At 57.3% G+C, this 12,540-nt stretch carries 13 protein-coding genes; 6 read left to right on the top strand and 7 right to left on the bottom strand.

The window, feature by feature from the left end:
• Positions 1-46: 46 nt before the first annotated feature.
• Entirely contained in the window at positions 47-2,146 is a 2,100-nt protein-coding gene (locus GAL_RS04065; protein ID WP_024096321.1) for a TonB-dependent siderophore receptor, read from the bottom strand.
• Positions 2,147-2,650: 504 nt separating this feature from the next.
• Between GAL_RS04065 and GAL_RS21885 the strand changes: the two genes are divergently transcribed.
• On the top strand, positions 2,651-3,796 hold the full coding sequence (locus tag GAL_RS21885; RefSeq protein WP_024096320.1) for an FAD-dependent oxidoreductase: 1,146 nt from the start codon (positions 2,651-2,653) through the stop codon (positions 3,794-3,796).
• 94 nt (positions 3,797-3,890) lie between these two features.
• Here GAL_RS21885 and GAL_RS04055 read toward each other — a convergent pair whose 3' ends face one another.
• On the bottom strand, positions 3,891-4,331 hold the full coding sequence (locus tag GAL_RS04055) for a MarR family winged helix-turn-helix transcriptional regulator (RefSeq protein ID WP_024096319.1): 441 nt from the start codon (positions 4,329-4,331) through the stop codon (positions 3,891-3,893).
• A gap of 54 nt (positions 4,332-4,385) precedes the next feature.
• On the bottom strand, positions 4,386-4,853 hold the full coding sequence (locus GAL_RS04050; RefSeq protein ID WP_040104222.1) for a MarR family winged helix-turn-helix transcriptional regulator: 468 nt from the start codon (positions 4,851-4,853) through the stop codon (positions 4,386-4,388).
• Positions 4,854-4,991: 138 nt separating this feature from the next.
• Here GAL_RS04050 and GAL_RS04045 point away from each other — a divergent pair, with 138 nt between their 5' ends.
• The 4 genes from GAL_RS04045 to GAL_RS04030 all read left to right on the top strand — a co-directional run bounded on the left by GAL_RS04045 (position 4,992) and on the right by GAL_RS04030 (position 6,955).
• The gene (locus tag GAL_RS04045; RefSeq protein WP_040104203.1) at positions 4,992-5,489 is read left to right on the top strand and encodes an EF-hand domain-containing protein; all 498 of its coding nucleotides are present in this window, start codon (positions 4,992-4,994) and stop codon (positions 5,487-5,489) included.
• A 31-nt stretch (positions 5,490-5,520) separates the two neighbouring features.
• Positions 5,521-6,072 (top strand): cytochrome b, encoded by a 552-nt coding sequence (locus tag GAL_RS04040; protein WP_024096316.1) that lies wholly within the window; start codon positions 5,521-5,523, stop codon positions 6,070-6,072.
• The gene (locus GAL_RS04035; RefSeq protein WP_024096315.1) at positions 6,069-6,515 is read left to right on the top strand and encodes a DUF1772 domain-containing protein; all 447 of its coding nucleotides are present in this window, start codon (positions 6,069-6,071) and stop codon (positions 6,513-6,515) included. The genes GAL_RS04040 and GAL_RS04035 overlap by 4 nt, the downstream gene beginning before the upstream one ends.
• 71 nt (positions 6,516-6,586) lie before the next feature.
• Complete coding sequence (locus GAL_RS04030; protein WP_024096314.1) at positions 6,587-6,955, top strand: antibiotic biosynthesis monooxygenase family protein; 369 nt, start codon at positions 6,587-6,589, stop codon at positions 6,953-6,955.
• Positions 6,956-7,063: 108 nt separating this feature from the next.
• On the opposite strand, the gene GAL_RS04025 is transcribed toward GAL_RS04030, so the two are convergent.
• The 4 genes from GAL_RS04025 to GAL_RS04010 form a co-directional block, all read right to left on the bottom strand.
• Positions 7,064-7,993 carry an MYG1 family protein gene (locus GAL_RS04025; protein WP_024096313.1) on the bottom strand — a complete coding sequence of 310 codons (930 nt, stop codon included), beginning with the start codon at positions 7,991-7,993 and terminating at the stop codon, positions 7,064-7,066.
• A gap of 231 nt (positions 7,994-8,224) precedes the next feature.
• Positions 8,225-8,983, bottom strand: a complete 759-nt coding sequence (locus GAL_RS04020) for a class I SAM-dependent methyltransferase (RefSeq protein WP_024096312.1) — start codon at positions 8,981-8,983, stop codon at positions 8,225-8,227.
• A 130-nt stretch (positions 8,984-9,113) separates the two neighbouring features.
• A complete protein-coding gene (locus GAL_RS04015; protein ID WP_024096311.1) occupies positions 9,114-10,094 on the bottom strand; it encodes a sterol desaturase family protein in 981 nt (326 codons plus the stop codon).
• 215 nt (positions 10,095-10,309) lie between these two features.
• A complete protein-coding gene (locus GAL_RS04010; protein ID WP_024096310.1) occupies positions 10,310-10,633 on the bottom strand; it encodes an antibiotic biosynthesis monooxygenase family protein in 324 nt (107 codons plus the stop codon).
• A 314-nt stretch (positions 10,634-10,947) separates the two neighbouring features.
• Between GAL_RS04010 and GAL_RS04005 the strand changes: the two genes are divergently transcribed.
• Entirely contained in the window at positions 10,948-12,489 is a 1,542-nt protein-coding gene (locus GAL_RS04005) for a phospholipase D family protein (protein ID WP_254659042.1), read from the top strand.
• The last annotated feature ends 51 nt before the right edge of the window (positions 12,490-12,540 follow it).

The following is a 12,540-nucleotide window of genomic DNA, read 5'->3' as shown; positions in this document are numbered from 1 at the left end:
GGTCTTGCGGACGCAGTTCCCGTTCCCCCTTAGCTGTGGCTAAGGCTCAGAACTTCGATGTCAGTGTCAGGGCAATGTTTCGCCCGTCGCCGAAGTAGCAGGCACCGCCCTGACAGGTGGTGACATAACGCTCATCGGTGAGGTTCTGTACATTGAGCGAGACCAGCCAGTTATCCTGACCGTAGGAAACAGCCGCATCATAAAGCGTATAAGACGGCGTCAGATAGGTCCCGGCACCACCCCAGGCTTCGCCGTTGTAGCGCACACCGCCACCAAAGCTCCAGCCCTGCAAGGCACCAGCATCAGGCGCGTAGTTCAGCCACAGAGACGCAGCATTCTTAGGCACCTGCGCGATGTAGTCCCCTTCGGCGTCCTCGCTATCGATATAGGTATAGGCCGCATCCACCGTCAGATCACCAAAGCGGTGGAACAGTTCAAGCTCCAGACCCTTCGCCGAAGCGGCACCGGTTTGCACCTGAAAGCCCGGATTGCTTGGATCCGCCACAGTCATATTGGATTTGGTCAGATCGAACACAGCCGCCGTCAGCAGCGTGTCACTGCCCAATGGTTGATATTTCACACCCAGCTCATACTGCTCGCCACGGGTCGGCTCAAACGCGTTGCCGTTTACATCGCTGCCAATGGCATCCTGACGGAAGCTCTCAGCATAGCTGATATAAGGGGCGATGCCGTTGCCAAAACGGTACATCACCGCCGCATTGCCGGTCCATTCACTATCGCTTGCAGCGATGCTAGTCGCACCAAAACTACCGTTGCTCGCCCCGCTTTCGATCTTGCCATAGCGCAACCCAAAGTCGACGATCAACCGATCGTCGTAGCTCGCACGCTGCTGCACATAGGCCCCCGTCTCAGTGATGGAGGTGCCCGGTGTATCGGTCACCGCAATCGTCGGGTAACCAGCATAGACAGGATTGAAGGGGTCAATCGGGCCGACCTGTGCGCCATAGCCTGTATCGCTGTCATAGTGACCCTGTGTGTAGCTTGCCCCGACAATGGTCCGCATATCAAAGCCACCAAGCCGGTATTCCGCCGTGCCATAGGCATCAAGCCCCCAGGTCTTCAGCGTGTTCTCAGCCCGGTAGAAGGTCCGGTTGATGGTACCATCCGGGTTGTACCGACCTGAGCCGAAGTTGTCGAAGGCCCACCAGGCATGCTGGTATTCACCGTCGCTCTCCAGATAGCGGGCATTGGCATTGAGGCTCCAAACCGCGTTGAAGCGATGCTTGAACATCGCCGTGATCGCACGCTGTTCGGTGTTGAACGTATCAAACCCCGGCTCCCCCACAAACAGGCTGTTCGGCAGGTAGTCCCCGTTGCCAAAGCCAGTTGCAGGCAGCAAGGTACCCGCGATGGAAGCGAACTGGATCAGCGGGCTACCATCAGTGTTCTGATAATTCGCCAGAATTGTCAGTTCGGTATCATCGCTTGGGCGCCAGGTGATGGAGGGCGCCAGAACAAGTGTGTCATCCTGCGAATGATCGACCTGTGTCTCCGCATCGCGCAGCAGACCGACAAAACGATAGCGCAGGGTGCCGCTGGCGTTCAGATCACCGCTGACATCCACCGCGGCCTGTTTGCGATCGTGGGATCCGACCTGCAGCTGAAACAGGTTGTCAGACTCCTGTGCGGCGGTCTTTGATGTGGTGTTAACCACCCCGCCAACCGCACCGCTGCCATAAAGCCCGGAGGACGGACCTTTCAGCACTTCAACACTGTTCAGCATGAACGGCTCTGGCTTGGTATCATTGTAAAAGCCGTAACGCGCGGGCAGCCCGTCATGCAGCGTGCTGGCGTCAAAGCCGCGCACCAGATACCAGTTCGAGCGGCTGTCCAGCCCCCACTGGCCGCCGACAACCCCGGCGGAATATTGCAGTGCCTGTTCCACATTCTGCACGCCGCGCACCGCCAGCTCCTGGGCGGTCACCACGGTAACAGAGCGGGGCGTCTCGGCTATAGCGTCACCGGTTTTGGCCACGGTCCCGGTATCAAGGGAAACGCTTTTGCCAAAATAGGCATCGCCAGTTTCCTGGGTAATGTTGATTGGTTCCAGTTCGACAACTTCGGCCATTGCGGGCACAGAGGCCAGCAAGGCGAAAGTTGACACAGCAGTGCGTCGCAGAATCATGTTCCGTCTCCGCTTGTTTTTGCGGTTGATGTTCTGCCTGACTTTTCGCTGGGTGATTGGGGGTTAGCGGTGGCGTGTTCCGCTTGCAAGACCTGATACCAAACCCCTTTTACAAAAGCTATGCAGGCGACGCAGAAGACGCAATTTCCGCACGCATCAGCCTCACACAAAGGCCAAAGCACAACCAAGAGGCGCATCATGCCTGCGCCACCCGACGGTCGGTCAGGTTAACCTCGCCGAAACTTTTGTTGTGGCACCACCAGATATCCGCGCGCGCAGCCTGCGCAACGCCTAGAAAAAGTATCAACACGCCTGCCCGAATGTTTCGCACGCGAAACAATTAGACAGAAAGGCTGACCTACCACGCCACGTTCGACATCTGTTGATATCGCGCCGGGCCGGTGGCCCCTTCCGAGCGACGATGGCAAAACACTATTGCAATTACATAGCGTGCTATTTATATGAATAGCAGGCATTGTAATTTACCCAGTCCGGAGACCCGCCATGAAGACACGCATCCATGCCATTGCAGGCACAATTGGCTTTCTGACCATTCTGCTTTTCTGGACGTCCACTGTCCTGTCTGAACTGTTTGCCTCCCATGCGACAGTGGCAACGGTAAAATCTGCGATCCTGATGGGCATGTTCGTGCTGATCCCCGCGATGGCGATTGTCGGCGGCTCCGGTTTCTCACTGGCCGCCGGGCGCAACGAGGCCCTGGTTTCAGCCAAGAAGAAGCGGATGCCCATCATTGGTGCCAACGGTCTGCTGGTGCTGGTGCCGATGGCCTTCTTCCTTGAGTCCAAGGCCGCAGCCGGACAATTTGATGCCACCTTCTACAGCTTGCAGGCCGTCGAACTGCTGGCCGGCGCAACCAACCTGGTCCTGATGGGGCTGAACATGCGTGATGGTATTCGCCTGTCAGGAAAGGCCGCGCCAACCACTCAGGTCACGCTGACCAGCAGCGAAACAATCGCAACCGGAACGATGGCGTTTCACATGACCAAACCTGCAGGGTTTCAGCATCAGGCGGGTCAATGGATCCGGCTGACCATCGCAGATGCCGCAGAGGACGGCAAAGCCAGCTCGCGTATCCTCTCCATCGTGAGCGCACCGGATGAGCCGCAGATCACCGTCGCCACCCGGCTGAGCGACAGCGCTTTCAAACGCAGCCTCAGCACTCTGACCGACGGAGCTGAGCTGACGATCGCCGGCCCCTCCGGCACCTTCACCCTGCATGAGGATGCCAGCCGACCTGCGGTTTTCATTGCCGGGGGCATCGGAATTACCCCCTTCATGTCAATGCTTCGGAATGTCACCGCAACCAAAGCCCCGCATAAAATCGCCCTGTTTTATTCCAATCGCGCACCGGCGGGAGCCCCCTTCCTGAGCGAACTGGAGGAGCTGCAAAAGGCCAATTCCAACTTCCAGCTGATCGCCACCATGACAGATCTGGATGCACAGGACAGCTGGGTTGGCGAAACCAGCAAGATCGATCAGGATATGCTGCAACGCCACCTGAAAGATCTTGATGCGCCAATCTACTATTGCGTCGGCCCTGCGGGCATGGTGACCGCCACGCAGAAAATGCTCCGCGCCGCCGGAGTGGCGGAGCAGGACATCCGGGTCGAATCTTTCACCGGCTACTAGGGTCTTTTGACAAACGTGACACCGGTCCGCCCCCCGGAACCGGTGCGCCCGTCCCCTTGCTCAGGCTGTTGCCGGGGTAAGGGGACGGGTTGCCTCAGGCCAGGTCCGCTCCACGGAGTGTTTTGACCACCCGCTGAAGCAGGTCGATAAATGTTCGGCGTTCCGCATCAGAAAGATCAGACAGCATCGCACCGTTCACATCTCCAGCCGCCCGGTAAGCCTGATCACGGATCGTCTTGGCCTTTTCCGTCAGATAGATCATCCGGGCCCGCCCATCCTCAGGGTGCGCCCTTCGGACAATCAACCCGTCTCGCTCCATCCGGTTCAGCGTATTGGCCATGGTTGCCTGTTCGACATCTGTTTTGGCCACCAGTTCACGCTGGGTCTGGCCGTCGCGCTGCCAGAGCGCCAGCAGCGCCGGGAACTGCCCGGGCACAATGCCCAGAGGTTCGATTTCCTTGCGCAGCCCCTCAAACGCGAGCCGCGCCAGGTGATTTATCAGATATCCGGCTGAGGTATTTTGATTAAAGGTCATACGTTACCCATATTATTCCATAGCATAGAATACAATAACGTCGCGATGCGCGGATCACCTTGTTTCCTCAGCGGCATCAATTTCGCCGATTTTGGAACCTTCAATATTGTGGATGATCTTGGTGATCAAAGTCAGCATCTGCGCCTGCTCCTCTTTTGTAAGACCGCCCAGCATAAGGGCGTTCTGCTCTACCGCGATCCGCAGCGCCGGACTGCGCAGCGCCCGCCCGTGCTCCGTCAAGCGGATCTCGCGTCGTCGTCCATCACGCAAGTCCCGCTGGCTGATGACCAGACCGTCGCGCTCCATCCGTTTGAGCGTATTGGCCATGGTGCCCTGCTCAATCCCAACTCGTTTGACCAGTTGTTTCTGCGTCAGCCCGTCACCCTCCCACAGATGCAGCATGATCGGGAACACACCAATCGACAGCCCCAACGGCTGTATTCGCTCTTGCAGCGCCTGTCCAAACAACCGCGCCAGATGGTTGAACAGATATCCGGCAGACGTCTCTCTTGGCGGTTTCATAACATCCTCGATTATATTGCATTGCAGGCTATACATTTATAAATAGCTCACTATATAATAGACATAGCAATGATGATTCGGAATGCATGTAACAAAATAAATAGCTCGCTATAAAATCAGACCCGAAGGAGCGTTAGAATGATGAACTCGAAACCCACCCTCGCCCTGCTGCTGACCCTGATGACGCCAGTCGCAACCCCTCTTGCAGCTCAGTCAACCGAAGCCACCCCCGGTCAGGAACTGTCAGAGCTGATTTTTGGATCAATCGGTGACAGCTCGGCCACCGAGGTCGACATGGGGCAATTCGTGGACTTCGGGCGCTCGATTTTCGTCTCCATTGACAGCAATGAAGATGGTGAAATCGCGCATGAGGAGTTTGTCGAATGGGACTTCGGCTTTGAATTCATCGCCGATGAAAACGGCCGGCAGCAGGCGTTTCAGGCCGCACGTAATATCTTGTTTGCAAACTGGGACCGCGACAGCGATGGCACGATCGACCGCCGCGAGTACCACCGCGCAATGGCCTGGGACTATCGCCGTGCGGATGCCAATGACGATGCTTTCCTGACCCGTGAAGAATTCCTGCGTGGTTACACCGTCATCAAGACCTACCGCGCCGCGCTTTCTGAGCAGTAAGCCGCCACCGACCAGACCAGGAGGGAGCAATATGAAAAGCCGATCCAATCGCTACGGTACCGTGGCAATCACCATCCACTGGCTGAGCGCGCTGCTGATCTGTGCTCTACTTGCCTCTGGGTTCCGTGCTGCGGGTCTGACGGATGACGGTGCCAAGGTCGGGATCCTCGGCGCGCATGTGCCCATGGGGATCACGATCCTCGGTCTCACGCTGGCGCGCATTGCATGGTGGGTCTTTGCGGACACCAAACCCGCCAGCCCGAAGGGCGACCCAATGTGGCAGAGCCTCAGCGGCAAAGCCGTGCATCTGCTGTTCTATGTGGTGATCCTCGGAATGGCTGCGAGCGGCATTGGCATGCTGGCGCTGTCCGGAGCCGGTGCACTCATCCTTGGCGGTGCCGCCGGGGATCTGCCGAATTTCCACGACTATGCCCCCCGGATACCCCATGGGATCGGGGCGCGGGCCATGGTCGGCCTGCTGGTGCTGCATGTCGGGGCCGCGCTCTATCACCATTTCATCAAGCGTGACGGGCTCATCTGGCGGATGTGGTACGGCTCACGCGCGGACAGAGATGCACAATGATACAAACGGCATTCAACATCCTCGCAATTTGCGGCGCTGCCGGGTTCTCCGGCGTGATGCTCTGCATTGGGGTCACCTTGGGTGGCTACTGGCGCAGCCTGCCACCTGCAGAATTTCTGACCTGGTTTGCCGTAAACAATCACTTTGTCTCGAACTCCATCCCGCTGATCGTCGGGCCAACGCTGATCGGCCTTGGCGGCTCGCTCTGGGCCGGTTGGGGCGCCCCTGGCTTTGTGCTTTGGGTCGCCAGCGCGTTGTTCATGCTGGTGGTTCTGGGTCTGACGTTTGCCTATTTCGTTCCGACAAATGCCGCCTTTGCCAGCAAATCCATTGAGGTCGCAGCCACAGCCGCCAAGCTGGATCAATGGCTAATGCTGCATAACCTGCGCATCGGTCTGGCCATGATCGCCGCCGTTCTCGGATGTATCGCACTCAAGCTATGAAAGTCACCTCTCAGCCTCGTAAAATATCATAGCTCACACTGTCCAAACTATTGCCCAAGAAAGGACCTATCATGAAACATATGCTCGCCCTGATCACCGCCCTGTCGCTGAGCCTCGGCTTCTCTGCCGCTCAGGCGGATGAGAGCACCCAGAATGTGGTGCTTATCAATATGTTCACCGTCCCCGCTGACAAGCTGGACGAGGCCATTGCCATGTGGGACGCAGCCCGCGAGTTTCTGCACACGCAACCTGGCTACATCTCAACCAAACTGCACCAGTCGCTTGCGGCTGATGCCCAGTACCAGCTGATCAATGTGGCCCAGTGGGAAACCCCGGAAGCCTATCAGGCTGCCACTGCCCTGATGCGCGAAACCGCAAATCTGCCGCGTATCGAAGGGGTGGTTCCCAGCCCTGCCTTGTACACTGTAATCCGCGACTGAGTGGATCTCTGCGGAATACGGCGCACATAGCCTCTATTCCGGATCTTAGCCCTGCCACGCATCGCATGATGCAAGGTGGCAGGGTGTAAGCGTCTTCGCAAAGACAGCCTATTCTGTGGTCTGCGACACCGCCTGAACCGCGCGCTCAGCCAGTTCCATAATCGCCTCTCGGGTGCTCGCCACAGCGATGAACCGGGCGTTGTGGCAGAATTTTGCCCCTGCAACACCAGAGGCCGCCTCAAGCGCCTCATCCGTAAGGCCCGCCCAGGCTGCGGGCAGATCGGCACGGCTCTCGAAACTGTCACCGCTCTTGCGGATGGTGGTGAGCGTCCAGTCACTGCCGCGCGGATGCACCACGAACAGCAGGTGATCGGCCCCCGCCTTCTCCACCGCTGAGCGGAAAGGCATGCCCATCGGCAGCTCCAGCACCCTGCCCGCGCCTGCACCCTCAATCGCCTGCAGCACCATGGTCTCCGCCCGCCGTTTCGCAGCCTTGCCCCGGATCGACGCCTCGACAAAAGCCCGCGCCACCGGCAACGCTGCTAGGAAGGCCTGATCATCGGCACCATCACGACGGTCATCAAACACCGGTTTCAGGGTTTCCAGCAACACCGGCAGCGTCAGCCCCGCCAAAGGCCCGGCCACACCGGGATCAATAGCGCCATTGTCCAGCAAATCCACCGGCAGCACGAAGCCCTGATCAAAACTGTGATGGATGGCGTCAATGTCGGCTTCCGGCACATCGAGGCCGCGCAGGTAATCACGCCCGAAATGGTGCCAGATCAGACCAAAGGAGCTGTAGGGCTGGCCATCTTCGCGCAGGGGATTGGGGCGCTGATGATGATCGAAAATCTGCGCCGCCGCATCATAGGCCTGCCCCACATCATAGATTATCCGCCCCGCGTCCGGCGTGATCCATGCAGCCTCCCGCGAGCGTATCAGCGCCGCATCGGGGAACAGGCGGGTCAAGATCACCGAGGACAGAAGTTCATCGGCATGAAACCCACCGGAATGGGTCACAAGATGGGTGATGGTCATAAAAACGCTCCACAGCAGCGGGACAAGAGACAGGCGACACAACGACGCCCATAGGGGTCAGGGGCCGCGGTTGCAGGGGCGCCCAGTCACAACCCCGACCTCCCGTCGACACATCACCCGGTTTCACCCCGCGATACCCAAGACCCGGACCGATGACAACCGAGGCCTGCCGAGGATCTGGCAATCCCTGCTGGACGAGCACTCGTCCGAACCGATATCCGATGGCTCGCCTTATGCACCGGCTTTGCTGACCAAGACGCGGGCCCATTTCTGGCCCCGCCACAAGTCGTGCAGTGATCCGATCTGGCCCAATTCCTCGCGCTGGCGGGCAGCCTCTGCATCTCGAAGGTCAAGGATGATAGACCCGTCCTGCCTGACACTTGCCTCCCAGAACCGCGCATAGGTGTTCGCCGGGTAGTGAAAACCGCAGCTGAGCAATGACATTGCCAGATCAACTCCTGTGATGCGGGTTGCCTCTTCGCGTCCGGGGTTGAGCATAGTCACGGCCTCCGCCGCCACCCCATTGGCCAGTAGGAACGCCCGCGCCGTAGCAAGGCTGCTATAGGCCGCCCCCTCAGCGTGAAACCCGAAATGCGTTGCATCATTGCTTTCCAGATCAATCAGCGTCAGCGCGGGCTGGAAATCCCGGGCGATGAACAGGTCAATGAACCCGTAGCCACATCCGATATCCGCGACATGTTTGGGAGCGAGGGTTTCAAGGGTGGGTTTCAGCGCGAGATATTCGAGATAGAGAACTGAAATCGCACGCCGGAGCAGCAGATCGCCCCGCCGGTCCACCTCCGCCTGAAGCGCGTCGGGTTTTCCCTTGGACCATTGCCGGATCGGCAGACCCGGGCGATCGAGATCAAAGAGAACCTCAGAACGCTGCAACACCGTGTTGAGAATGTCCTTTTCAGAGAACATCGACAGATCAAGCGCATTTACGAGCTGCGATTGGGCGACCTCCTGCACACGGTCTGCATCGAACATTTCTGTCTTCCTTATCGTTGCATGAGATCTGCGCCACATCGCAGCCCATTTCACCTATATGAGATGCAGGTTCGCGGCCACCGACAACCGGATGATCCAACCTGTTCAGTCACCAAAGACGCGTCCGCTCTCAGCTCTTTGTCAAACGCTTGCGACGCTCCCGAATACGTGCGTCTGCCTCCTTCGTTCCGTCATGAAAAGATCCGAAGAATTTGTCCCAAGGGATCTCAAGCGAGCCATAGTTACACTCAAAATAGCGATGATGCATCTGGTGGTGAAATGTCCCGAGGGCAAGCCGGTTCTTATCCTTCACCAGCAACCCTTCAAAACCGGTGTGGGTCGTGGCGGCCGTCAGCGCATAATATTGCAGATGAAACAGAATATGGACCGGGTGCGCCGCGACAATCCAATGGATCAACACCGAGCCGAGAAAAATGAGATGCTCAACCGGGTGCATGGACAGCCCCGACCAGGGACCAACATTGATGTTTCGGTGATGCAGTGCATGCACGTGTTTGTAGAGAAATGGCACATGCAGCAGGCGATGGATCCAGTAGAAATAGAAACTCTCCCAGATCGGGATCAGCAGGAACAACGCAATAAACCAGGCCGGATGCGCCGCAAAGGTCAGCATCGGCGCATAGCCATTGGCCAGAGCCCAAAACATCAGGACCTCATAGGCGGTCCAGACCGTCACGCCACTTGCCAAGGTCCAGAACATATTGTCCCGGATCTGCCCTCCCAAGGTGAACTGGCGTCCGGCCTTCATCAGGGGGCGCGGATCATACCGCAGCCTCTGGCCCTGTTTGGTGAAGGTGTAGAAATAGAGATGCAGCCCTCCGGCGACAGCTGTCATCAGAATAAGATTGCGCAGATACATCTGGGCAATCCAGCCAAATGCAAACTCCCTGCTCTCCGTCAGAGGGGGCTGAAACCAATAATAGGACGCAAATGCGACAGCGACGAGGATCAACTTTTCAGTGATAAAAAACCAGGAGTTCCAGAGCCAGCCAGCCATCTCCAGAGGCCGTGGCGGCCATGTGAAGAACGGGGATACTTTGATCGGAACAGGCGGAACATGGTTCCAGCCCTTGAGCGGCGTCTTGTCCATCAGCTTTGTCTCCGCGCGAAAAGGCGTACTGCCAGTCTGACAGAACACCTCGCGCGTGAACACATTTAATAGCTGCCCAGAAAATCGATGCCTTTCAGCATCTTACATGGGCATGTAGGCACGCATTGCCCGCGCTGACGCTAGTGACCGGGGCCATCACGGAGACGCAGCGCGAAAATGGCGCCGTGCTCAGCGTGTCCGACGGCCGCCTGCGTTCAGTCGGATTCGATCACCGTGTAGAGACCGGGGGTGAATTTCAGCCCGTCTACAGGCGCAATCCCCGCAGTTTTCATCATCTTTGCCGAGGCCGCCTTGAACGCCTCCGCGCTCTCCCAAACCGCAATATTGACCAGCATGAATTTGGCATCTGGCGCAATCGACTGATGCAGCGCGGTTGAGACATATCCGGGCTGTGTTTTCAGAAAATCGCGGGACAATTTCCAATAGTCAATCGAGTCCTGCAAAGCACCTTCCGGGACTTCAAAGACGTTGATCAGGGTGGCATTGCCGCCTTCGGCCTGTACAGCAGCGGCGTTCATAGGGCACCTGAGAGGTCAAGAACAGTGAGAGAGGTCATATACAAAGGCTCCAAGAGTTCAATTTGCATAGCTGACTTTATAAAGTTAAACAGTCAGCTATGCAATGCTGAGCAAGAGGCAACCCACGGTTCCAATATCCAGGGCTGACACGGTGAAAGAGCAGTTGGCAGATCAACACATCTTGGCTCAGGGCGATCACACGCGGCGCTGTGTCGCTTCAAGATCATCGGCATTGACCCGATGAGAGCCACGCTTTCCGTCTTCACCTATTGCGGCCAAGCGCTGGATCTTCGCCTGTGAATGGCAAAGGACACATGATGAAGACATTTTTGCGTTTGATCATTCGCGTTAGCCTCATAGCAGCCATCGCTATTATGGCTGCACGCCTGATGTTCCCGCTTCCTGACATTTCGAACCGCCCCGTGAGTTCGGCAATCCCGATCAGCACGACCACCCCCCTGGGCAAGATCGTCAGTGACGGCAGCGCCTCCCATGGAGAAGACAAGACCGGGGTGTTCCCATTGGCCAATGGGCATGATGCACTGGCAAGCCGCATTGCGTTGATCGAAGCTGCAGTGCAGTCGGTCGATGCGCAGTATTACATCTGGCACAACGATACCTCTGGTATCCTGCTGATGGATGCATTGTATCAGGCCGCTGAACGCGGGGTACGGGTAAGGCTGTTGCTGGACGACAATGGCGTGGCCGGGCTGGATGATTTCATGGCTGCCCTGAATGCACATGAGAACTTCAGCATTCGCCTCTTCAATCCATCAACGATCCGCCGTCCAAAATTCCTCGGCTATACATTTGATTTCTTTCGCATGAACCGCCGCATGCACAACAAATCTCTGACCGTCGACGGGTCTGTATCCATCATTGGCGGACGTAACATTGGCGATGAGTATTTTCAGGTATTCGATGACAACTACTACATTGATCTGGACGTTCTGGCCGCAGGAGCAGTTGTGCCCGAAACGGCGAGGGTTTTCGATCAATACTGGAACAGCCAGTCTGTTTTTGAAGTGGAAACGGTCATCACCGGAAAAGTAGACCTGCCAGCCTTTCAGGATCGCGTTGAAGAGGTCCGTTCCAGTGCGATCGCCAAAGAGATCCTTCAAGGTGCGGTGGATAGCGCGACCGGCTACACCAACGGCGATGCGGAACTGGAATGGACCCGCGTAGAGCTGTTTGCCGATGATCCGGCCAAGGGTCTGGGCATCGCCTCGCCAGAACAACTGTTGATCACCCGGCTGATCGAAATTCTTGGAGGCGTGGAAACCCGGCTTGATATGGTCTCCGCTTACTTTGTTCCGGCGGTTGAAGGCACTGCGCTGTTTTCCCTGCTCGCTGAAAGTGAAAAACAGATCAATATTCTGACCAATGCCTTGAACACCACCGACGTCCTGATGGTCTATGCCGGATATACAAAATACCGGCGGGATCTACAGGCGTCCGGCGTCAACCTTTATGAGTTGAAATTACGCAGCACAAACGCCGAGACACAGCGCATGCCGCTCTCCGGCGCCAGCCTACATGCCAAAACATTCGCCATCGACGACGCACGTATTTTCATTGGATCTTTCAACTTTGACCCACGTTCGGCAGCACTGAATTGCGAGATGGGCTTTTTGGTTCATAGCCCATCTTTGGCTGTCAGACTGAGCGAACAGTTCAATGGTCCGGTAGAGCGGGTCAGTTATCAGCCCATGCTCACACCCGAAGACAAAATGGTCTGGCAGGAAGTTCGCGAAGATGGCGAACTCACGATCTATCAGGAAGAACCGGGAGCCACTCGGCTTCAGCAAATCTTGCTCGTGATCCTGGGACTGTTGCCGATCGAATGGATGCTCTGAGAGACTTCGCATTTCTGGAAACCTGCCCGGTGCGGCCCCTCTTGAAGGCCG

This window comes from Phaeobacter gallaeciensis DSM 26640, from assembly GCF_000511385.1.
Taxonomy (GTDB): Bacteria; Pseudomonadota; Alphaproteobacteria; order Rhodobacterales; family Rhodobacteraceae; genus Phaeobacter; species Phaeobacter gallaeciensis.
Note: the sequence above shows the minus strand (reverse complement) of the source record. Positions and strands in the feature narration are given on the sequence as shown.